This is a genomic window from Deinococcus arboris (assembly GCF_009755355.1).
In the GTDB taxonomy this organism is placed as follows: domain Bacteria; phylum Deinococcota; class Deinococci; order Deinococcales; family Deinococcaceae; genus Deinococcus; species Deinococcus betulae.
Genome location: NZ_WQLB01000003.1, coordinates 25,267 through 46,411 on the forward strand (window position 1 = coordinate 25,267; position 21,145 = coordinate 46,411).

General features: G+C 65.4%; 20 protein-coding genes. All 20 read right to left on the bottom strand.

Annotated features, from left to right (window positions below; genetic code table 11):
- Positions 1-5 precede the first annotated feature (5 nt).
- The 20 genes from nuoK to GO986_RS03050 all read right to left on the bottom strand — a co-directional run bounded on the left by nuoK (position 6) and on the right by GO986_RS03050 (position 21,062).
- Complete coding sequence (nuoK, locus tag GO986_RS02955) at positions 6-308, bottom strand: NADH-quinone oxidoreductase subunit NuoK (protein ID WP_157457741.1); 303 nt, start codon at positions 306-308, stop codon at positions 6-8.
- The gene (locus GO986_RS02960) at positions 308-937 is read right to left on the bottom strand and encodes an NADH-quinone oxidoreductase subunit J family protein (protein ID WP_157457742.1); all 630 of its coding nucleotides are present in this window, start codon (positions 935-937) and stop codon (positions 308-310) included. The genes nuoK and GO986_RS02960 overlap by 1 nt, the downstream gene beginning before the upstream one ends.
- Before the next feature lie 136 nt (positions 938-1,073).
- Complete coding sequence (gene nuoI, locus GO986_RS02965) at positions 1,074-1,610, bottom strand: NADH-quinone oxidoreductase subunit NuoI (RefSeq protein WP_157457743.1); 537 nt, start codon at positions 1,608-1,610, stop codon at positions 1,074-1,076.
- A gap of 90 nt (positions 1,611-1,700) precedes the next feature.
- The gene (nuoH, locus tag GO986_RS02970; protein WP_157457744.1) at positions 1,701-2,858 is read right to left on the bottom strand and encodes an NADH-quinone oxidoreductase subunit NuoH; all 1,158 of its coding nucleotides are present in this window, start codon (positions 2,856-2,858) and stop codon (positions 1,701-1,703) included.
- Complete coding sequence (gene nuoG, locus GO986_RS02975) at positions 2,858-5,029, bottom strand: NADH-quinone oxidoreductase subunit NuoG (RefSeq protein WP_157457745.1); 2,172 nt, start codon at positions 5,027-5,029, stop codon at positions 2,858-2,860. Before nuoG ends, nuoH begins: the two co-directional genes overlap by 1 nt.
- Entirely contained in the window at positions 5,026-6,366 is a 1,341-nt protein-coding gene (gene nuoF / locus GO986_RS02980; RefSeq protein WP_157457746.1) for an NADH-quinone oxidoreductase subunit NuoF, read from the bottom strand. Before nuoF ends, nuoG begins: the two co-directional genes overlap by 4 nt.
- Complete coding sequence (gene nuoE / locus GO986_RS02985; RefSeq protein WP_157457747.1) at positions 6,363-6,968, bottom strand: NADH-quinone oxidoreductase subunit NuoE; 606 nt, start codon at positions 6,966-6,968, stop codon at positions 6,363-6,365. The genes nuoF and nuoE overlap by 4 nt, the downstream gene beginning before the upstream one ends.
- A 1-nt stretch (position 6,969) precedes the next feature.
- On the bottom strand, positions 6,970-7,470 hold the full coding sequence (locus tag GO986_RS02990) for a DinB family protein (protein ID WP_369409109.1): 501 nt from the start codon (positions 7,468-7,470) through the stop codon (positions 6,970-6,972).
- Positions 7,467-8,699 (bottom strand): NADH dehydrogenase (quinone) subunit D, encoded by a 1,233-nt coding sequence (nuoD, locus tag GO986_RS02995; RefSeq protein ID WP_157457993.1) that lies wholly within the window; start codon positions 8,697-8,699, stop codon positions 7,467-7,469. The genes GO986_RS02990 and nuoD overlap by 4 nt, the downstream gene beginning before the upstream one ends.
- 121 nt (positions 8,700-8,820) lie before the next feature.
- Positions 8,821-9,462 carry an NADH-quinone oxidoreductase subunit C gene (locus GO986_RS03000; RefSeq protein WP_232337389.1) on the bottom strand — a complete coding sequence of 214 codons (642 nt, stop codon included), beginning with the start codon at positions 9,460-9,462 and terminating at the stop codon, positions 8,821-8,823.
- A 50-nt stretch (positions 9,463-9,512) separates the two neighbouring features.
- Positions 9,513-10,049: a NuoB/complex I 20 kDa subunit family protein gene (locus tag GO986_RS03005; protein ID WP_157457748.1), complete on the bottom strand. Its 537-nt coding sequence runs from the start codon at positions 10,047-10,049 to the stop codon at positions 9,513-9,515.
- Between the two features lie 106 nt (positions 10,050-10,155).
- Entirely contained in the window at positions 10,156-10,491 is a 336-nt protein-coding gene (locus GO986_RS03010) for an NADH-quinone oxidoreductase subunit A (RefSeq protein ID WP_157457749.1), read from the bottom strand.
- A gap of 491 nt (positions 10,492-10,982) precedes the next feature.
- On the bottom strand, positions 10,983-12,131 hold the full coding sequence (locus GO986_RS03015; protein ID WP_157457750.1) for an ATP-binding protein: 1,149 nt from the start codon (positions 12,129-12,131) through the stop codon (positions 10,983-10,985).
- A gap of 159 nt (positions 12,132-12,290) precedes the next feature.
- Positions 12,291-13,157 carry a carbohydrate ABC transporter permease gene (locus tag GO986_RS03020; RefSeq protein WP_157457751.1) on the bottom strand — a complete coding sequence of 289 codons (867 nt, stop codon included), beginning with the start codon at positions 13,155-13,157 and terminating at the stop codon, positions 12,291-12,293.
- Positions 13,154-14,278 (bottom strand): carbohydrate ABC transporter permease, encoded by a 1,125-nt coding sequence (locus tag GO986_RS03025; RefSeq protein ID WP_157457752.1) that lies wholly within the window; start codon positions 14,276-14,278, stop codon positions 13,154-13,156. The genes GO986_RS03020 and GO986_RS03025 overlap by 4 nt, the downstream gene beginning before the upstream one ends.
- A 220-nt stretch (positions 14,279-14,498) precedes the next feature.
- Complete coding sequence (locus GO986_RS03030) at positions 14,499-15,734, bottom strand: ABC transporter substrate-binding protein (protein ID WP_157457753.1); 1,236 nt, start codon at positions 15,732-15,734, stop codon at positions 14,499-14,501.
- Complete coding sequence (locus tag GO986_RS03035; protein ID WP_369409110.1) at positions 15,731-17,068, bottom strand: ROK family transcriptional regulator; 1,338 nt, start codon at positions 17,066-17,068, stop codon at positions 15,731-15,733. Before GO986_RS03035 ends, GO986_RS03030 begins: the two co-directional genes overlap by 4 nt.
- 368 nt (positions 17,069-17,436) lie before the next feature.
- A complete protein-coding gene (gene lysS / locus GO986_RS03040; RefSeq protein ID WP_157457755.1) occupies positions 17,437-18,975 on the bottom strand; it encodes a lysine--tRNA ligase in 1,539 nt (512 codons plus the stop codon).
- A 222-nt stretch (positions 18,976-19,197) separates the two neighbouring features.
- Positions 19,198-19,686: a GreA/GreB family elongation factor gene (locus tag GO986_RS03045; RefSeq protein ID WP_224574367.1), complete on the bottom strand. Its 489-nt coding sequence runs from the start codon at positions 19,684-19,686 to the stop codon at positions 19,198-19,200.
- A gap of 233 nt (positions 19,687-19,919) precedes the next feature.
- Complete coding sequence (locus tag GO986_RS03050) at positions 19,920-21,062, bottom strand: MFS transporter (protein ID WP_369409111.1); 1,143 nt, start codon at positions 21,060-21,062, stop codon at positions 19,920-19,922.
- Positions 21,063-21,145 lie beyond the last annotated feature (83 nt).

Genomic DNA, 21,145 nt, shown 5'->3' on the forward strand with positions numbered 1-21,145 from the left:
CGCACTCAACCTTTCAGGGCGGCGAGGTCGTCCACGTTGGTGGTCTCGCGCTTACGGAAGATGGCGACGATGATCGCCAGGCCAATCGCCACCTCGGCGGCGGCCAGGGTCATCACGATAAAGACGGCGGTTTGCCCGGTGGGGTCGCCCCACGAACGCGCAAACGCCACCAGCGCGAGGTTGGCGGCGTTGAGCATCAGTTCTACCGAGAGAAAGACCATGATGGCCGTGCGCCGGGTCAGCACTCCAATCATGCCCAGGGCAAACAGGATGCCCGACAGGGCGACGTAAGAACTGGTCGGCACCATTACGCGCTCACCTCGCCTTCGCGCCCCGTTTGTAGGGCCGGCTGCCCAGCCGCACGCGGGCCAAAAGAGCGCTGCTCCTGAACTGTGCCCACCGGGGCTTCTAACTCGTCCGGCACGCCGTCAGGCTGCGCGGCGGGGCGCTGCACCAGGGCCACTGCCCCCACAATGGCGACCAGCAGCAGAATGCTGACCGCCTCAAAGGGCAGCAGAAAGCGGGTGAGCAGCGTCTCCCCCATCTTCAGGGCCGAGCCGCCCTCCAGCGCCGCCGCACTGTCGGCCAGCGGGCGCGGGTCTTTGTAGGTGAAGGCCAGTACCACAAAAGCGCCGGCCAGCACGGTGCCGCCAATGCCCGCCAGTTCGCGCACAAACGGCACCGGGTCGCGGCTGGTTACGGGCTGGTTGGCGTTCAGCAGCATGATGACGAACAGGAACAGCACCATCACAGCCCCCGCGTACACGATGACCTGCGTGGCGGCCAGAAACGAAGCGTTCAGGGTGGCAAACAGCCCCGCCACACACAGCAGCGTGCCCACCAAGCCCAGCGCGGCGTGAACCGCGTTCTTGGCCGCAATGGTGATGATGCCGCCGATGATGGTGAGCGCCCCCAGGAGGATGAAAGCGAGGATCATAGGGGGCCTTGGGCCACAGGTTGTGGGGAGTGGGAAGTGGGAAGTGGGGAAAGAGGGAGGTGGGAGGCGGTGTGCAGTGTCTCAACCGCTCGATTCCTCGACCACTCAACCCTAACGTGATTCAAACCCTCTGCCCTCACTGGTACTTCACCCCTTCCAATTCCTCGCGCACGCCGCCTTCGAGCTGAAAACCCAGGCGCACGGGTTTGCCCTTGCGCTCGGCTTCACGGCGCTGGGGCAGGCTGCCGGTCACGCCGACCAGCATGTCCTCTTTCCCGTACACGAAGTCGCGGTAGCGGTAATCGGCCATCTCGAACTCGTTGCCCATGACCACGGCGCCCGTGGGGCAGGCTTCCTCGCACATGCCGCAGAAGATGCAGCGCAGCATGTTGATTTCGTAGACCTTGGCGTAGCGCTCGCCGGGACTGACCCGGGCAGTGGGGTCGTTCTCTGCCGCTTCCACGTAAATGGCGTAGGCCGGGCAGGCCGCGGCGCACAAGGAGCAGCCGATGCACTTTTCCAGGCCCGTACCGGGGTGCCGCGTCAGGATGTGCCGGCCCCGGAATCGGGGTTGCAGCGTGGCGCGCTGTTCGGGGTAGCTGACGGTTACGGGCTTCTGAAACAGCTTGCCCAGCGTGACGCCCATGCCTTTGGCAATTTCAAGTACGCCCATAGGAGGCTCCTTTTGAGGGGGAGAGGTGGGGGGAAGCCGGAGCGGCTTGACTGCTGACTCCTGGCCCGCTGTGATCGGCCCAGCGCCTCATCAGTCTCCTCCGGCTGAACTCATCTCGCCTTCCCGGCGCACGGTCGGCTGATTCCACAGCACGCGCACGCGGTCGCTCATGACCAGCAGGGCCGCAAGGGCCGCGAAGCTCAGCACGGCCAGGAACCACAGGCCGCCCTGCCCCCGGAAAGCCAGAAACGCGGCGGTCATCACCGTGTTGGCCAGCGCCAGCGGCAGCACCAGCTTCCAGCCAAAGCGCATCAACTGGTCGTAGCGCAGGCGCGGCAGGGTGGCGCGCACCCAGATAAAGACGAACAGGAAGAAGGCAATCTTGGCGATCAGCCACACCAGCGGCCAGTCAGAGATGCCCGGAATGAGGGCATTGAGGAACTGTGGCCCCTTCCACCCGCCGAAGAACAGGGTCGCCATCACGGCCGAGGCCGTAATCATGTTCACGTACTCGGCCATCTGAAACAGCGCCCATTTGATCGCAGAGTATTCCGTCAGGTAGCCGGCCACGATTTCCTGCTCGGCTTCGGGCAGGTCGAAGGGGGTGCGGTTGGTTTCCGCAAACGAGGAAATCAGGAACAGAGCAAAGCCCAGCGCCTGAAAGAGAAACAGCACCCCGTTCTGCGCCTGCCAGCCCACGATGCCCTGAAAACTCGTGGTGCCGACCAGCATCAGCAGGCCCAGGATGCTCAGGCCCATGCCCAGTTCGTAGGAAATCATCTGCGCGGACGACCGCAGGCCACCCAGAATCGGGTACTTGCTGCCCGAGGCCCAACCGCCCAGGAAGATGCCGTACACGCCCATAGAGGTGAGCGCCAGCAGAGCCAGAATGCCGGTGTCAAGGTTGTAGACCCAGGGATTTTCCCCGAACAGGCTGCGGGCGGGACCAGCGGGCAGTCCACCAAAGGCAGTTAGCGCCATGCCAATCGCCACGATGGGCGCCAGGGTGTACACCAACTTGTCGGCCAGCGTGACGTTCAGGTCTTCTTTGAAGATGCTTTTAATGGCGTCGGCGGCGGGTTGCAGCAGGCCCATCGGCCCCACGCGGTTGGGCCCTGGGCGCAGCTGCATGCGGCCCAGCAGTCGGCGTTCCACCAGCGTCATGTAGGCGAAGGTGGTCAGCAGCCCCAAGACGACCAGCACGGCCTTGAGCAGCGAGATGAGGAGGGTAGCGAGCCAATCAGGCATCAGTCGTCGCCTCCGGGTTGAGGAGCGGTGGGGGCGACCGGCAAGGTCCAGCCGCCCTGGGTGAGGTCCGCAATACGGTCCACCCAGTCCTGGTCGCGGCGCACCATGCGCTCGGTCCACAGGCGCGGGGTGTGGGGCTGAGCCGGCGCCGTGTGGGCGCGGGGCAAGCGGTGAATGACGCCGCCGGCCGGCAGGCTGTCCAGTTTCAGCCCCAGTCGGCTGGCCAGCAGCGTCTGAGCGCCGCGCAGGCCGCGCACCGGGGCCTTGACGCCCAGGGCTTCGGCCAGAGCCGTCAACGTGCGGATCAGGTCGGCGGCTTCTCCGACCTGAATGGCCGCAGGGTTGAGGGGCAGCAGGCGCCCTTCGAGGTTGACGGTGGTGCCGCGCTTCTCATAGTTCGTCACGGCGGGCAGCACCACGTCGGCCAACTGGGCAGTGGCGGTCAGGTGGGTGTCGTGCACCACCGTGAAGCCCCGCGCCCGCAGGCCCGGATTCAGGCGGCTGATGAAGGCGGCGGGCACCTCACCCAGGCGGTCCAGCCCCAGGCCCCCGGCACGCGGCACGAGATTGAGGGCGCTCAGGCCTCGGCTGTTCGGGCCAGCGGGAATGGCCATGACCTTGGCGCCGATGTGGCCCACGAGGTCGCTCAGGGTTGCCGCGAACGAACCACTCGCGCCGTTTAGAGCGTCGGCGCCCAGAACCAGAACCGGGCGCTCGGCCTTCCTCAGTGCTTCAACGACAGCCTTCAGAGCGTCGGTATCGGGGCGGGCCAGGCGGGTCAGGGCGTCGCGGCCATTGGCGCTGATGCGGTGGCCAGCGTGCGACCACAGGCGACTTTCGGCGCCAATGACGGCCAGGCGCTCGGGCTGGCGGGCTGGCCGCTCTACCAGGCGCAGGTCCGCAATGGCCGTGCCGTGGGCAAATTCAGGGGGCAGCAGGCCGCCGCGCAGCATTTCCAGAATCCGCAGTTCCAGCACCGGGGCTTCCTCGCCCAGGTCGGCGCCGATCACAGCCACGAAATCAGCCTGTGCCACGTCGGTCAGGGTGGCGGTGGGGGCAATATCCACCGCCTGCCGGGGGCTGTGGTCCACGTGGCGCGCCTGGAGAGCGTCGGCCAGAGCTTCCAGCGCCGCGCCTTCTTCCATCGTGGCGTCTGAACCCGTAAACAGCCCTAGATCCGCCAGCGACAGACCCGCCAACCCTCGGTTGATGGCGGTGATGGCCTCGTCCCAGGTGGCGGGGACCAGTTGTCCGTCCTCGTTGCGAATGAGGGGCGTGGTTAGGCGTTCCTCGCTGGCAAAGGGGTGGCCAAAGCGGCCTGCGTCGCAAATCCAGGCCTCGTTCACCTCGCGGTTTTCGCGGGCCACGACCCGTTCCAGGCGGCCGTTGCGGGCGTCGGCGGTAATCGAGCAGCCCACCGAGCAGAGCGTACAGGTGGTGGGCGTGTGGTCGTATTCCCAGTTGCGGCCCCGGAAACGCGCCACGTTGTCCAGCAGCGCCCCCACCGGGCAGATGTCGGTGATGTTGCCCTGAAAGCCCAGTGGCAGCCCGCCCTCTTCGGTGTCAATGAAGGTGTGTCCGCCGCGCTCAATGAAGTCCAGGACCTCCTGGCCCGGCACCTCCTCGAAGTAGCGCACGCAGCGCTTGCAGTGAATGCAGCGCTCCTGGTCCAAGATCACGAAGTCCGAGAGCGGATAGTGCTTGTCGGCGTGGCGGCGGTCAAAGCCAAAGCGGCTGGCGCCGTAGCCGTATTCAAAGGCGCGGTCTTGCAGTTCGCACGCGCCGCCCTTGTCACAGGTGGGGCAGTCGAGCGGATGGTTCAGCAGCGTGAATTCCATCATGCCGGCCTGCGCCTTGGCGACCACCTCGCTGGTCTTGGCGGTGCGGATGTGCATGCCTTCGGTGGCCTGCATGGTACACGAGGCCATGGGCTTGGGAAACCAGAAGATTTTGGGCTTGGCCGCGTCCCCCTCCCCTTCCATCACGAACGAGCCGTCGGGGTTCTTGCGCGGGCTGCCTGATTCCACCAGGCACATCCGGCAGGCGCCCACCGGCGACAGGTACGGGTGCGCGCAGAAATACGGCACGTCGCCCCCGGCGCCGAACACCGCGTCAATGGCGCTGGTGCCAGCGGGGAGGTCGAGTTCGTGGCCGTCTACGGTAACTTTCATGCGTCCCTCCACCGCTGGCGCGCCGGGTACATCGCCTGCCCGGTCGTCGCCAGCGCGTCGTATTCCTCGCGGAAGAGCTTGATGCTGCTCAGGACCGGACCCAGGCAGGCGTCGGCCAGTGCGCAGAACGAGCGCCCGCCGATGTTGTCGGACATATCCAGAATGAGCTGCACGTCACCCGGCTGCCCGCGCCCGGTGGCCAGTTTCTGGTACATGCGCGTCATCCACCCAGAAATCCCCTCGCGGCAGGGCGTGCATTTGCCGCAGGACTCGTGGCCGTAGAAGCGCACCAGATTCCAGGTCGCGTTCACGATGCAGTCGGCCGTCGGAATCAGCGTGACGCCGCCCGTGCCCAGCATGGACCCCGCCGCCGCAATGGCTTCGTAATCCATAGGCGTGTCGAGAATGGCGTCGGTCCAGGGCAGCATGGGGCAGCTGGAGCCGCCGGGAATAATGGCTTTCATCTCTTCGAGGGGGCCACCCGCCCAGTCGTAGATCAGTTCGCGGAAGGTGGTGCCCAGCGGCAGTTCGTAGACACCGGGCCGCGCCACTGGGCCCGAAATCTGAAACAGCTTCATGCCCTTGCTTTTCTCGGTGCCCATGCCCGCGTGCCAATCGGCGCCGTATTTCAGAATCTGGGTGGCGGCGCAGAAGGTTTCCACGTTGTTGATGGTGGTCGGCAGGCCGTACAGGCCGGCGGCGGCGGGAAAGGGGGGCTTGAGGCGCGGATTGGCGCGCAGCCCTTCCAGCGAGTTCATCAGGGCGGTTTCCTCGCCGCAGATGTAGGCCCCGGCGCCCCGGTGCAGATACAGCTGGAAATCGAAGCCGCTGCCCAGCACGTTCTGGCCCAGTAGGCCGGCGGCGCGGGCTTCGTGAATGGCGGCCCAGATGCGCTCGGCGGCGTGGACGTACTCGCCCCGAATGTAGATATAGCCCACGCTGGCGCGCATGGCGTAGGCAGCGATCAGCATGCCTTCAATCAGCTGGTGCGGATCTTCGGACAGCAGGTAGCGGTCCTTGAACGACCCCGGCTCGGACTCGTCCGCGTTGCAGATGATGTAATGCTGGCGGCCATCCTTCAGCGGCATGAACGACCACTTGAGGCCCGTCGCAAACCCGGCGCCACCGCGGCCACGCAGGCCGGATTTCTTCACCTCGTCAATCACGGCGTCGGGGCCCATCGCAAAGGCGCTCTTGACGGCCTCGTAGCCCCCCGCGCGGCGGTAGAAGTCCAGCGTCCAGCTCTGGTCCTGCCCCACATAGGCGTAGAGGGTCGGCGCAAAGCGGGGGTCCTTGGCGCTGGTGATGGGCTTGGGGGCAGGCTCGGCCACGGTCATACGGTTCCTCCACCCAGCCCAGTCAGGCTGGTGCCGACCGTCTGTCCGTTGGCCATGACCTGCCGCCCCTCGGCGGTGACCGTCACCGGCACTGGGTTGTCCGGCAGTGGCTGACGGTCCACGCGCAAGTCCGCCAGAATGCGGGCGCACTTGCCGGGCCCCACGTTCTCGTAGTAGCCGTCGTCGTTGATCTGCAGCATGGGTGCGGTCCCGCACGAGCCCAGGCATTCCACCTTCTGCACCGAAAAGCGCCCGTCTGGGCTGACCTCGCCCGGCTGCACGTCCAGCGTTTCGACGAGGTGGTCCCACAGCTCGTCCGAGCCCGCCAGCGCGCACATGAGGGTGGAGCAGACTTGGAGGTGATACTTGCCCGTCGGCACCGTGTGGTACGTGGAATAGAAACTCATGACGCTGCGGACTTCGGTGGCCGTGGTCCCGATGAGGGCGGCGATCTCGGCCATCCGCGCCTCGGAGACGAAGCCTTCGGCGTCTTGCACTTCCCTCAGCAGCGGCATGAGCGCGCTGCGGCGCCCCTGCGGTGAATCGGGGTAGCGGCTGAAGATGTCGGCCACGAGGGCTGATTTGTCAGCAAAGTAGGTCAACTTAGTCCCTCCATATGGGCCACGTGGCGCGGGCCAACTGGTCCAGTGCTGCTGCCGAGCGGCCCCCTTGCCGGAGCAGGGTGGTGATCTGCCCTCTGTGGTTCGCGTCATGAATCAGCGTCAGAACCAGCAGCTGAGCTGGGTGCGAGGCGAAATAATTCTGAAAACCTGGTCCGTCACCAGCGGCGTCCTGTACTGCGTTGAGGACAGCGGCGTCCGCCTCTGCCAACGCGCCCCTCAGCTGCGTGGTGCTCAGGGTGACTGGCCAGAAGGGCTGATCGCCTTCTTCGGTCTCCACCGTGATCTGCTCTGCATAGGTGGACCCCACGCGGTGCAGGTAGACTTTCCGCATCCCGAACAAGTGCTCAAGAAGCTGACCCACACTCAGGCCACCCTGGCCGTCCGAGAGCGCCAGGTCCTCCTCGGTCAGCGTGTTCAGCAGCGCTTCATTCACGCGGCCGTTGCGGTGAAAGGCTTCGGTGAGCAGTGCCAGGTCACTCACCGGTCTACATCTCCCAGCACCGGGTCAATCGTCGCCAGAATCGTAATCAGGTCAGCAAATTGTGCGCCGACGCAGGCGTATTCCAGCGCCTGCAGGTTCACGAAGCTCGGCGCACGAATTTTCACGCGGTAAGGCATAGAGCCGCCGTCGCTGACGATGTAATACCCCACTTCGCCACGCGCACTTTCCACCGGCACATACACCTCGCCAGTCGGCGGGTGAAAGCCTTCAGTCACCAGTTTGAAGTGGTGAATCACCGCCTCCATGCTCGTTTCCAGCTCATGCCGGGGCGGCAGGGAAATCTTGCGGTTGGGGTCTTTGACGGGGCCTGGCTTCAGGCGCTTCAGGCCCTGCCGCACAATCTTGATGCTTTCGGCGAATTCCAGCAGGCGCATGTTGAACCGGGCCAGGCTGTCGCCGTCGGTGCTGGTCACGACGTTAAAGTCGTAGCTTTCGTAGCCGCAGTAGGGATTGTCCTTGCGGTGGTCCAGCGGCACCCCGCTGGCGCGCAGGTTGGGCCCAGTCAGGCCCAGGTCCAGGGCGACCTCGGGCGGAATGATGCCCACACCCTTGGCCCGGTCCAGAAAGATGGGATTTTGCGCGAACAGAGTGGTGTATTCCGCCACGCCCCTTTCCATCTGGTCCAGAAACTTGGCCACGCGGCCTGGCCAATCTTCGGGAATGTCGCGGCTCAGGCCACCTATCCGGAAATAGCCCTGGTTCATGCGGTAGCCGGTGGCGGCTTCAAACAGGTCTTGCAACGCTTCTTTCTCGCGGAACGCATAGAAGAATGGGGTCAGCGCGCCGAGGTCGAGCAGGCCCGTGCCCACGAACACGAGGTGGCTGTGAATCCGCCCCAGTTCGTGCAGGATGACGCGCACCGTGGTGGCCCGCTCGGGAACCTCGGCCGACAGCAGTTTTTCCACACTCAGGACATAGGCCAACTCGTGCCCAAAGCAGTGCAGATAATCCGTGCGTGGCGCGTAAGTCACACCCTGCTGGTAGGTGCGGTTCTCGAAGGTCTTTTCAAAGCCCGTGTGCAGGTAGCCCATGTGCGGCGTCACCTTGACCACGTACTCGCCGTCCATGTCCACCACGAGGCGCAGCACGCCATGGGTGCTGGGGTGCTGCGGCCCCACGTTCAGCGACATGATCTCGGTGTGCATCAGGGCGCCGGATTCGGTGCCCAGGCGCTCCTGGCGGTCACTTTCCTGGTGGTCGGGTCCCATCTGCTCGGGGGGCAGCGTGCCGCCGGGCGTGCGGGCGCCGTGGGTGGGCTTGTCGGTGGTGGTCATACGTCACCTTGGGCGCAGCGAACAGCGCCCGAGCCGGAGGCCAGCGTCCAGCAGCTCATTTCGGCCCACCCTCTGGCATTACGGGCGGCAGACGGTCTTCGCCGCGTCCGCGCCGCAATTCACCCCGGTAGCCCGTCAGGCCGGCGTCGCGCCCTGTCAGGCCTGCCCGGAAGGTGGCGGGGTCCAGAAAACGGCCGTCGCGGAACAGCGTGGGGCTTTCGCCCAGCGGGAAATCCTTGCGTAGGGGATGGCCTTCCAGGTCGTCCGGCGTCAGCACCTTGCGCAGGTCCGGGTGGCCCACGAATGGGATGCCCACCAAGTCGTACACTTCGCGCTCTAGATAGTTGGCCGCCTTCCAGACCGGAAACAGGCTGTCCACTTCCTCGCCGTCGTCCAGCCACACGCGCAGAAACAGGCGGCGGTGGTCGCGCGGATGGTAGACGTTGTGCAGCACCGCAAAGCGCTTGGGGCGCGGCTCGGTGTAAGCGCTGTAGTCCAGGCCCACCGTGTCCATCAGCATGAAGCCCCGCTCTTTCAGCGCCTGGGCCACCGCGCGCAGCTGCCCGGCTTGGACAACCGCGGTGGGTTCGGCGGCATGGTCTTCCTCCAGCCCCAACTCCTGCATCAGTGGCGCCACGTCGCGCGACGCCGGGGCAGGCACCACGGTCACCGCCACCGCAGGCACAGGCGTTGGCAATGTCTGGGACGACTGCACGCCGCCCTCACGCCCGGTGAATTTCTCGCCCGTCACCTTGTCCACGCATCCACCATGGGCAGTTGGTGGCCCAGACTGTCAAAGGCCTCGCCGCGCACCTTCTTCTGCAGCTGCATGACGGCGTAAATCAGGGCTTCGGGCCGGGGTGGGCAGCCGGGCACGAAAATATCTACCGGCACCACGCTGTCCACGTTCTGCACGATGGCGTAGTTGTTGAACATGCCGCCACTGCTGGCGCAGGCGCCCATAGAAATCACCCATTTGGGGTCGGGCATCTGGTCGTACACCCGCCGCATAATGGGGGCCATTTTTTTGCTCAGGCGTCCAGCCACGATCATCACGTCGGCCTGCCGGGGCGAGGCCCGGAAGACTTCCGACCCAAAGCGCGCCAGGTCGTTGCGCCCGTCGGTGCTGCTCATCATCTCGATGGCGCAGCACGCCAGGCCGAAGGTGGCGGGCCACAGGCTGTTGCTGCGTCCCCATGCCACCAGTTTCTCCAGGCTGGAAAAGAGGACGCCTTCAGATTCCAGTTCCTGCCAGTCTTTCTCGAACAGCTCTTTTAGGGCCATAACCACGCCTCCCGGCTCGATGAATGACCAATGGCGGCTGCGCTGGCCGCAGGCTCAGGGGCGGCCCTTCGCCCGTCTTGACCAATTGGCGGAGGAGTCCCCACTCTTAGGCCCATTCCAGCACCTTCTTTTTCAGGATGTACACGTAGCCCACCAGCAGCAGCAGGACAAACGTGATGGCCTCGAAAAAAGCAAACGGAATGAGCTTCTGGTAGGCGACCGCCAGCGGGTAAAAGAACGCCGTCTCAATGTCGAAGACGATGAACAGCATGGCGACCAGGTAGAAGTGCACCGGGAAGCGCTGGCCCGTGCCCACCCCCCCTTCCGGGTCGTTGCCGCTTTCGTAAGCCATGAGCTTGGTGCGGCTGCCCCGGCGTTTGGGGCCAAGAATGGCGCTGGCAATGACGGCGACAATGCCGATGCCGAGCGCAACGAGCAGCATGATGACAAAGTTGGCGTATTCGATAACCGTTCCCCTTTCTGAGACCGTGCCCGTCCCCCACGACCGACTCGTGAAAAAGGGCACGAAATACTGGAAAAAAAGAGAGTGCGTCCGAACTCCTCTTGCCTGACTTGTGGTGCACCCCTGTTCTAGCACGTTTTGTCCGGCTGGGGCGCAGATTCACACAGTGTTACGGGCAGTTTTAAAGGCAGGAAAACCAATCTGTTTACTCTGATTTCGACTGAGCTTTCCCTGATTGGTTAGCTCAGTAATGTGTCTTCATCAAAGGCAAGAGGCGACCGTCAGCGGAGCTTCTAGAGCTCTTGTGTGCGTCGTCTCTTCATGGTGATGAGGCCCGCAGCTTCGCCAACCAGCACCGCAGAAGGAGTCGCTGCGGCTAGGCGGCGGCCTCTCTGAACTAGATAGCAAGCACCTGCCACCAGCCATGCAAAGCAAGCCAGTAGCCAGACCGCTTCTTTTTCCTTCCTGACCTACACCAGTTCGGCGAAATCGTCGTCCTCGTTGTCGGCGGCCAGGGGCAGGGTGAAAATAAACGTCGCGCCCTGCCCGCGCACAGAATCCACCCAGATTTTGCCGCCGTGCTCTTCAACCGCCAGCTTGCAAAAGGCCAGGCCCATGCCGGTGTCAAAGCGCCCGTGCAGGGTCAGGCGGGACTGCTCGAAGGCCGCAAACAGGTTGGGAATGTCGTCCTCGGGAATGCCCTCGCCGTCGTCGCGCACCGTCACCTGCACGGCGTCACTCAGGCCGCGCACCGCAATGGCGATCATGCCGCCCGTCATGGTGTGTTTCAGGGCGTTGCTGATCAGGTTGGCCAGCACGCGGCGCAGAATCTCGGGGTCGGCGCTGGCGGGGCTCAGGTCGTTTTCCACGTCTACGCGGACATGGCGGTCACGCAGGCCGCTGCCCACATCGCCGCAGGCCAGGTCCACCACCTCGCGGAACATCGGGGTAAACATCAGCTCGCGGCGCAGGTTCATCTTGCCTGCCTGAATCTTGCGCACGTCCAGCATATTGACCGCCAGGTGCAGCAGATGCTGGGTCTCGTCGCGCGCGACTTTCAGCAGGTCACGGTTGTCCTCAGGCACGCGCGGGTCTTCCTGCACGATTTCCAGCAGGCCCATGACGGCAGCAATCGGGTTTTTCAGGTCGTGCACCAGCATGTGCACCAGCTGGTCACGCACCCGCTCCTCGTGTTCCCAGGTGTCCATGCGGCGCTGCAGCGCCGAGACGCGGGCGTGGTGGTCGCGGTACTGCTGGGCGCGGACCAGCAGGCTCTGCACCTGCAGGGCAATCGCCTGCGGCGGCGTGGCGTCACTGATCAGGGCGTCCACCCCCGCCGAGAGCATGTCGCCCAGGCCCTGCGACCCCACCGCCAGCCAGTGCGTCCCGGCCAGTTCGGCGCGCTGGCGCAGCATGGGCAGCACCTGATGCAGCGGAACACCGGGCGTGTTGGTGTACAGCAGCGCGACATCGGGCGGCGTCAGGTGCGCTTCTCGCAGCAGCGTTTCAGCGTCCGGGACGTGACGAACAGAGGCGCGGGGCAGCAGCGGCGCCAGGGCCTGCGCCCGCGCCGGTTCGGCACTGACGACGAACACGGTCAGGGTTTCGGAGGTCGTCATGAAGTGGGGTACAGCATAGCGGCCACTGGTCAAGTGGAGTGAAAGAAGATTCACGAGAGCCAAAAAGGCAGCGGGGCGCCGAGCACGCTGCCCGGAACCCCGCCACGCCAGTCAAGACGCTGGTTCTACGTCCGACAACCCACGTCCCACACCTCTCTTTTACCCCTTCACACTGCCCGCCAGCAGACCGCGCACAAAGTAGCGGCCCAGCAAGATGTACACCAGCAGCGTGGGCAGGGCCGCCAGAATAGCCCCCGCCATCGGGAGGTTCCAGCTGACCGCCTGGCCGCCCGCCAGTTGCGACAGCGCGTAGGTGACGGGCTGCGAGCTAGTGTTCGTCAGCGTGGCTGCAAACAGGAACTCGTTCCAGACCTGCGTGAACTGCCAGATGATGACGACCACGAAGCCCGGAATGCTGATGGGGAAAATGACCCGGCCGTAAATCTGCCAGAAACCTGCGCCGTCAATGGTGGCGGCTTCGATCAGGGCGTCGGGCACGTCGGCGTAGAAGTTGCGGAAAATCAGGGTGGTGATGGGCAGGCCGTACACCACGTGCGCCAGGATCAGACCCCAGATCGAGCCGTACAGGCCCAGCGATTTGATGAACTGGAACAGCGGAATCAGAACCGCCTGGTACGGAATGAACATCCCGAACAGCATCAGCGCGAACAGCGTGTTGGCCCCCCGGAACTTCCACTTGCTCAGGGCGTAGCCGTTCAGGCTGCCCAGCAGGGCGCTCAGCAGGGTCGCCACCACGGCCAGAAACACACTGTTGAGCATGTTGCCGCCGATCTTGGTCCAGGCGTCGCTGAAGCTGGCCCAGTTCAGAGCGCTTGGCCAGTGCCAGGTGGTCGCCAGTTCAATGGCTTCGGGGCTCTTCAGTGCCGTGGCAAACAGCAGGTAGACCGGCACCAGGAAAAACAGGGCGGCCAGCACCAGCAGCGCGTACATCAGCACGCGGCCGGGGCGCAGCGGTTTTCTGGGGGTCGCCGCTGGGGCCACTTTGGTGGGCAGGGTGGTGGTCATGCGTGGCCCTCCTCGGCGCGGAACTGCGAGGTCAGGTACGGCACGATCACAAACGCCACCAGAATCAGCAGAATGGTGCCAATTGCCGCGCCCAGCGCGAACTGGTTTTGCCGGAAACTGGTGAGGTACATGTTGAGCGCCGGCACGCTGGTGTTGATGTTGTCGGGACCGGCCATCGCATACACTAGGTCAAAAATCTTGAGGCTGATGTGCCCCAGCACAATCATGGCGCTTAAGGAGATGGGCGCCAGCAGCGGAAAGATAACGTGGCGGTACATGCCCAGGTCGCCGGCACCGTCCACCCTGGCGGCTTCTCGCAGTTCCTCGGGAATCCCGCGCAGGCCAGCCAGATACAGGGCCATCGTGTAGCCGCTCATCTGCCACACGGCCGCAATAATGATGCCGATCAGGGCGAGGTTAAACCCGTGAGGCTCGGGGGCCGGCAGCAGTTTGAGGTTGGGGGCCACCAGCAGCGCCCAGCCCAGCAGCAGCGCGGCACAGACGGCCGCCACCAGCGTGCGGCGGCGGTCACCACTCTGCGCGGCGCGCACCGCCACCACGATCAGGACCACGGCCACCACGCTGGCGGTAATCAGCGGCAGCTTGTTCCAGTCAAATTTCCAGATGGCGTCGGTGCTGCTCAGCCAGGGAAAGGTCGCCGGCTGACCCCCAAACAGCGTAGGCGCCTGGTTCACGCCCCCCTGCGGCTGCAGCATCCAGCGCCAGATAGTGCCGGTCACGATAAACGACAGGCTCATGGGAAACAGAAAGATGGTGCGCCACAGCCCTTCACCACGCGGGTTGCGGTCCAGAATCAGCGCCAGGCCCAGCCCCAAACCCAGGCAGCCCAGGATGAAAAACAGGGTGAAAAACACGGTGCTGACCAGTTCCTGCCGGAAACGGCCCTGCAAGAAGCCGGTAAACAGCTCCTGGTAGTTGGCCAGGCCGATAAACCGGATGACCGGGTCCAGCGCCAGCGCCTGCGCCGGGTCATTGCCCCAGTCGGTCATGCTGACGTACACACTGCGGGCGATAAACCCGTACACGAACACCGCCACCAGAATGATGCTGGGCGCCAGCACCGCCATGGACCACAGGCGGTCTTTACTCAGGCCTTTCATAGGGCCTCCTTTGGGAACATGGATGTGGGCTGTGGGACGGAGGAAAAGCCGTTCCTACAGCCCACAACCCACACCCGACGACTTGCTGTCTTATCCGGATTCCGCTGCGTGACGGCACAGCCGGGAAGGCACCGTCTGCACTTTCATCACGCCAAATCCGTCTCTTCTCGCTCTACTCGGAGTTCAGCCAACAGGACGCCGGCTGAACCCCGAGTCCGGCTTACTTGCCGATGCCGGCACGCACGGCCAGTTGCTGGGCGGCCGCTGCGGCGCCAGCGCTGTTGCGGCTGGCCACAAACTGGTCAATCACGGTGCCAAAGGCGCTCATGAAGCTCTCGGGGGCCACGGCGCCGTGCACCAGTGAGCCGACAATCTTGTTGCTCTTCCAGTCGGCGGCGGCGCTCTTGGAATAGGTGTTGTACTTGCTCAGGTCGCTGTCGGTGCGGGCAGCAATCGAGCCTTTGAGGGGGTTAAAGGCGTCCTGGCCGGCCTTGCTGCCCAGCACGCGCAGCCAGTTCAGGGCCTCGGCACGGTTTTTCGTGCCCTTGGGCAGACCGAAAGAGTCGGCCAGCATCACGAAGGTCTTGGTCGTGCCGGGAGCCGCTGCCCAGCCAAAGCCCGTGTTCGGGGCCAGCTTCTTGGTGGTCGTAAAGTACCCGGCCGCCCAGTCGCCCATGATGTTAAAGGCACTCTGGCCGCTGATGATCCGGTCACTGGCCTGCTGCCAGCTGAGGCCAGAGGCGTCCTTGTTGGCGCAGTCCATGACCTTGCCGAAGGTGGTAAAGGCCCCCACGACCTTGGGGTCCGTGAACTTGAGTTTGCCGGCCCACAGGTTTTCCCAGTTCTGGGCGCCCAGGGTGCCGATGGCAACGGACTCCCAGAGGTGCTGCTGGGTCCAGTTCTCGCCCACGACCAGCGGCGCCGCCAGGCCCTTGGCCTTGAGTTTGGTGCAGGTGGTCAGGAACTCGGGCCAGGTCTTGGGTGCGGTCACGCCCCATTCCTTCAGCTTGGCGGGGTTGTACCACATGACGTTGCTGCGGTGAACGTTGACGGGCACGCTCCAGGCCTTGCTGCCGGTGCTGATCAGGCGCACGAGGTCCTTGGGGAACACCTTGTCCCAGCCCTCGGATTTAAAGAGGCCGCTCAGGTCTTCCATGCGGTTGGCGACCACCCAGGTGCCGATGAGTTCCTGACCGGCGTGCGCCTGGAAGGAGTCGGGGGGCGTGCCGCCCAGCATGCGGGTCTTCAGCACGGCCTTGGCGTTGGTGCCGGCGCCGCCCGAGACCGTGGCGTTGTCCACGGCGACCGAGGGGTACTTCTGCTTGTACAGCTTGACAAGGGCTTCCAGGGCGGGGCCTTCGTCACCGGCCCACCACGAGAAGATTTCCAGTTTGCCCGCAGCGGCGGCGCTGGTGGCGGTGGCGAGGGCGGCGGCAATAAGCAGGGCTTTTTTCATGAGCTTCCTCCGAAAGGGGAAAAAAAGGCGTGGGGCTGCGGAACTTCGGGCGGTGGGCCAGGCGCAGGGGGCGCGCGGCTGGCGGCCTGCTCGTGGGCGCCCATGCGGGCGATGCCGTACAGGTGCGGCAGGCCGCGCGGGGTAAACAGTGAGTCCAGCATCATGGCCCCGGCGCCCAGCACCCCGGCGTCGCCGCCCAGGGTGCCCAGGTCTATGCGGGCGCGGTCAGCGTTAATCCGCATGGTGCGGCTCTGGGCGCTCGTCCGCACGGCGGTCAGCAGCACGTCGCCTGCCCGCGACAGGCGCCCCCCAATCACCACGGCGGCCGGGTTAAACAGGTTCAGGGCCGTGCTGATGGCCACGCCCAGGTGGTGCCCGGCCTCTTCCCAGACGGCGCGGGCCAGTGGGTCGGTCTCGGCGTGGGTCAGCAGCGTGTCCAGGGTGATGGGGCCGTGCAAGGTGGTGGCCTGACCAGCGGCGCGGCGCGCTTCGGCCAGGGCCACCAGCACACCGGCCGCCGCGTAACTTTCCAGACTGCCGGGGTTGCCACTGCGCCCCACTGGCCCCTGCTCGTTGATGCTGATGTGCCCGATCTCACCGGCCCCGCCGCGCATCCCCCGGTGCAGGCGCCCGCCCAGCAGCACCCCGGCCCCAATGCCGGTCGCGACCTTGACATAGATCAGGTCCTGGGTGCCCCGGTGGGCGCCAAAGCGGGCCTCGGCCAGCGCGCCCAGGTTGGCGTCATTGTCCACCAGCACGTCCAGGCCGGTCAGGGCGCGCAGGGCCTCACGCACGTTCTCGCCGTCCCAGCCTGGCATGTTGGGCGGCTGCACCACCCGCCCAGTGTCGTGGTCCACCGGCCCCGGAATGCCCACGCCCACCAGCGCCACCTGGGCCGGGCGCAGCCGCGCGGCGCGCAGCACCTGGGCACTCAGGTCGCCCAGCAGGGCGTAGGTCGCCTGCGGCCCCGCCTGAATGTCATGCGGCACGCTGCGGGTGGCCAGGGTGCGGCAGTGCAGGTCCAGCGCGTCTACGCGCGCGTGGCTGGCCCCCAGGTCCACGGCCAGCAGGGCGGCGGCGCGGGTGTTGAGGTTCAGCAGGGTGGCCTTGCGCCCCACGCCACTGCTGCCGCGCGTGCCGACCTCCTGCACCAGCCCCACCCCGATCAGCTCGGTGACCATAGAACTGATGGCGCTGCGCGACAGGCCCAGTTCGCGGGCCAGGTCCACCCGCGCCAGGTCGCGGGTCCACAGCAGCCGCAGCAGCAGCAGCGTGTGGCGCGCGCGAATGGCGGCCAGGTCCAGGGTGTCAGGGGGATGGTCAGCGTGAGGCACGGTAGTGGGGTCCTTTCTCCGGCGACGTACCGGACGGCAAACAAATGGAAAGACCGTCAGGCACGGTCAATTGCTGGGGTGGGGTCAAGCTGTGTGTCCGAATCCTGCGCCCTGGCAATTTTGTTTGTCAAACGAACGAATGAATGAAGCGGTTCCAGGTTTTGCCTGACTTGTAGGGGTATATGGACTCGGATTGAAGCGAGCAGGAGTAGATGCGGATTTCGCGAGATGGAAGCGCAGACTGTGCTTTTCCGGCTGTGCTGCAATCCAGCGGCATCCGTATCAGGTCATAGGCCAAGAGGGCCAGGAATCTCCCTGACCCTCTCCCCTTGTTGCGCTGTGCTGGCAAGCGCTCTGAAGCAGTTGGCTTAAACGGGTTCTGACCTCACCGCTTCGGCTTCTGCGCCGCCGGTGCCTTCTGGACGCAGCAGCGGGAACAGCAGCACGTCGCGGATAGAGTCGCGGTCGGTCATCAGCATGGCCAGGCGGTCCATGCCCATGCCCATGCCCGCCGTAGGCGGCATGCCGTATTCCAGGGCCAGCAGGAAATCTTCGTCCTGTTCGTGGGCCTCATCGTCGCCCGCATCCCGTCGGGCCGTCTGGGCTTCAAAGCGGGCGCGCTGGTCCAGGGCGTCGTTCAGCTCGGAATAGATGGGCGCCAACTCGAATCCTGCCACGTACAGGTCGGCGCGTTCGGCCAGCCCCTCGCGCTCCCGGTGCACCTTCACCAGCGGGCTGATCGCCAGGGGCATGTCGGTCAGGAAGGTCGGCTGCTGGAGCAGGGGCTCCACGTACTCGCCGCCCAGCTTGTCCAGCAACTTGTAGTCGGGCGTTTTGCGGAATTCGGGGTGGCGCTTGTCGCTCCACTGGCGCAGCCTGGTCAGGTCCAGGGGGTCAAAGTCCAGCCCCGCCTGTTCCTTGAGGGCCGTCACGAAGTCCAGCCGCTTGAAGGGCAGCGAGAAATCCAGTTCTTGCCCCTGATAGGTCAGCTTGGGCTCGCCCTTTAGCTCCACCACGAGGTCATGCAGGAGCTGCTCGACCAGCGCCATCATGTCGTGGTAGTCGCCGTAGGCAAAGTAAGCCTCCAGCATGGTGAATTCGGGGTTGTGGGTGCGGTCGATGCCCTCGTTGCGGTAGTTGCGGCCAATCTCGTAGACGCGCTCAAAGCCGCCGACCAGCAGGCGCTTGAGGTACAGCTCCAGGCTGATGCGCAGGCTGAATTCATGCGAGAGCGCATTGTGAAAGGTCTTGAAGGGCTTGGCTTCGGTGCCGCCGGGCACGACCTGCAGGGTGGGGCCTTCAACCTCCATGAAGTCGCGGCTGTCCAGAAAGGTGCGGATAAAGCGCAGCATCCGTGAGCGCGTGCGGTAAACCTCGCGGCTTTCGCTGTTGACCATCAGGTCCACGTAGCGGCGCCGAGCCCGCAGTTCATCGTCCTGCAGGCCGTGAAACTTGCTGGGGAGGGGGTGCAGGCTCTTGACCAGCGGCTGCCACGAGGTCACGCGCAGGGTCAGCTGGCCCGTCTTGGTGACGAAGGGAAACCCCCGCACGCCGATAATGTCGCCCAGGTCAATTTTCTTGGTGGGGTCGAAATTCTCGGTGTCCCCCTTGGAAAAATGCAGTTGCAGTTTGCCATGTTCGTCGCTCAGGTCGGCAAAAGCGGCTTTGCCCATGTGGCGCATCAGGGTCACGCGGCCCGCCAGGGCATAGACCTCTTCAGGCCACTCCTGGCCAGGTTCCAGGCCTTCAGCTGGGTGGACGGCCAGCACCTCGCGGGTGTGGTGGGTGCGCGCGTAGGTGTACGGGTGGGCCTCAAAGCCAGCGGCGACCTGGGCGTCCAGATTGTTCAGCCGGCTGACTGTCTGCTCGTGCAGGCCGTCGCGGCGGGGGGTGGGGGCGTCCGACATAGGGGGAAGTATAGGGGGGCGGCGGGGCAGAGAGCAGAAAGCAAATGGCAGATGGTCAGGCCCTCTTGCCTTTGCCATCTGCCACAGACCATCTGCGCTTGGAGTTGTCTGGTCTTCGCTGCGGGCGCGTTGCCATTGACCTTATTGGCGCGTCTGGTCCTTGGTCTTCGCCGCGCAGGACGGCCTGCGCGTTGCCGCTAACTTGACTGACGCGTCTGGTACTTAGTAGTCAATACTCTTCACCTTGTATTTCATCTGCTTGCCGTTGTCCAGGTTCACCACAAAGGATTCGCCTTTTTTGCGGCCCATCAGTTCCTTGCCGACGGGGCTGTCTTCGGAGACGCGGGGCAGGCTGCCGCCCGTCACGGTGGCCTCGGCGGCACTCACGACCTGCACCTTCATGTCCTTCTTGGTGGTCTCGTTGGCCAGGTTGACGATGGCGCCCAGTTCCACGCGGCCGTCGTGTTCGTGGTCTTCGATCACCGTGGCGCGGGCCAGGGTGTCTTCCAGCTCCTCGATGCGCGCCTCGATGTTCATCTTCTCGCGCTTGGCGTCTTCCAGCCCCGTGTCTTCGGTGTCGGAGTTGGTCTCCATCTGCTCTTGCAGAATGCGCGTGGCCTCGGCCAGACGCGCCATCTCCTGGTCCAGCGTCTTTTGCAGCCGTTCGTACCCTTCGCGCGTGAGCTTTACCTGTCTGGTCGCTTGTGCCACTCTTGAGCCTCCGTTGCGCCGCCGCCTTATGCCGGCAAGAACCTGTGGATGTGGGTTGAAGAAGTCGCCGCGCATTCTGCCACACGCCCCCTGCCCTGACAATGCGCCCCGCTAACTAGGTTGCCGTTCTTCGCAAGATGATGAACGAAGAGGGCACGAAATGGGGCCGGTGCAGCAGAAATGGAGCGGTTCTGGCCCTTCTCTGGCACAGCGACCTGTGGGCGACAACAGACTCAAGTGGGCAGGGTGGCTGCGGGCGTGGCCCGGCCCACCAGTACCGTGAACAGGCCCATCAAGGCGGCCAGGGTGCCCAGCCCGGCCGCCACCGCCCCTGGGCCGCCGCCCGCCAGCAGGGTCCCCAGCAGGGCCGGGGCCAGGGCGCCCCCCAGCGACCCCGCCACCAGCAGCGGAGGCACCAGCCGCGCCGACAGGGTGGCCGACACCCAGGCCAGAACCGTCCCGAACACCGGGGCCAGTGCCAGGCCCGCCAGTACAAACGCGGCTGGGGCAACGCCCGGCACGGCACTCAGGGCGGCGCAAACGGTCAGGACGGCCGCGCAGGCCAGCACGACGGCCGGGGGGGCCAGGCGCGCGCCCCACAGGCCCATCAGCACCCGCCCGGCGGTCAGGGCGCCCCAGAACAGACTGAGAACCAGGGGCGCGGCCTCCACGCTCTGCAGCCGGAGCAGCCGCACCATCCAGGCGCCGTAGCCGGCCTCCATGCCCACGTAGCACACGAGCAGCGCGGCAAAGAGGCCCACCTGTACCCCAGATCGCCCTGCTGGCCGGGTGGCGGTATGGACGGCCATCTCGGGCACGCCCCACACCCGGCCAGCCCCCAGAGCCAGGGCGCACAGCATCACCACACTCAGGAAAGGGCCGCCTGGGCCGCCGGCCCCTAGGCCCGCCACCAGCAGCGGCGAGAGCATACTGCCCACGCCAAAGACGGCATTGACCAGATTGACGGCACGCGCCCCCACACTGGCGTAGGCCGCGTTCAGGCAGGCGCTCACCCCGCCCAGCCCCAGGCCCCCCACCAGGGCCGCCGCCACCGCCAGCGGCCACGCAGGCGCCAGCACCACCCCCACCATGCCCAGCGCCAGGACCAGCAGGCTCCATGAGGTGCCGGCCCGCACGCTGACCCGGCGCAGCAGCGCGCCCATCGGCAGCGGCGCCGCCGCCGAGCCCAGAAAGTGGGCGCTGGCAATCAGACCCACGGTGGCGGTGGGCACGTCGTAGCGGGCCTGGAACAGCCCAAAGGCCGGGCCGTACATCGCCTGCACCACGCCCAAGGTGAAAAAGGCCGCTGTCCCCACGGCCAGCAGGGGCCAGGTCAGCGGCCTGAAGGAAGGGGGCGCGGGAGAAGGCAGGCTCACGCCGGGACGCTAGCACCAAAGGCGCCCCTGGCGAAACCGCCCCGCTTTAGAGGGCCGACCGTCCATGTCCAGACCCACCAGGA

Coding starts and splice junctions, on each gene's coding strand:
- nuoK (WP_157457741.1), bottom strand. CDS start 308: ATGGTGCCGACCAGTTCTTACGTCGCCCTGTCGGGCATCCTGTTTGCC.
- GO986_RS02960 (WP_157457742.1), bottom strand. CDS start 937: ATGATCCTCGCTTTCATCCTCCTGGGGGCGCTCACCATCATCGGCGGC.
- nuoI (WP_157457743.1), bottom strand. CDS start 1,610: ATGGGCGTACTTGAAATTGCCAAAGGCATGGGCGTCACGCTGGGCAAG.
- nuoH (WP_157457744.1), bottom strand. CDS start 2,858: ATGCCTGATTGGCTCGCTACCCTCCTCATCTCGCTGCTCAAGGCCGTG.
- nuoG (WP_157457745.1), bottom strand. CDS start 5,029: ATGAAAGTTACCGTAGACGGCCACGAACTCGACCTCCCCGCTGGCACC.
- nuoF (WP_157457746.1), bottom strand. CDS start 6,366: ATGACCGTGGCCGAGCCTGCCCCCAAGCCCATCACCAGCGCCAAGGAC.
- nuoD (WP_157457993.1), bottom strand. CDS start 8,699: ATGGGACCCGACCACCAGGAAAGTGACCGCCAGGAGCGCCTGGGCACC.
- GO986_RS03005 (WP_157457748.1), bottom strand. CDS start 10,049: ATGGCCCTAAAAGAGCTGTTCGAGAAAGACTGGCAGGAACTGGAATCT.
- GO986_RS03010 (WP_157457749.1), bottom strand. CDS start 10,491: ATGCTGCTCGTTGCGCTCGGCATCGGCATTGTCGCCGTCATTGCCAGC.
- GO986_RS03015 (WP_157457750.1), bottom strand. CDS start 12,131: ATGACGACCTCCGAAACCCTGACCGTGTTCGTCGTCAGTGCCGAACCG.
- GO986_RS03020 (WP_157457751.1), bottom strand. CDS start 13,157: ATGACCACCACCCTGCCCACCAAAGTGGCCCCAGCGGCGACCCCCAGA.
- GO986_RS03025 (WP_157457752.1), bottom strand. CDS start 14,278: ATGAAAGGCCTGAGTAAAGACCGCCTGTGGTCCATGGCGGTGCTGGCG.
- GO986_RS03030 (WP_157457753.1), bottom strand. CDS start 15,734: ATGAAAAAAGCCCTGCTTATTGCCGCCGCCCTCGCCACCGCCACCAGC.
- lysS (WP_157457755.1), bottom strand. CDS start 18,975: ATGTCGGACGCCCCCACCCCCCGCCGCGACGGCCTGCACGAGCAGACA.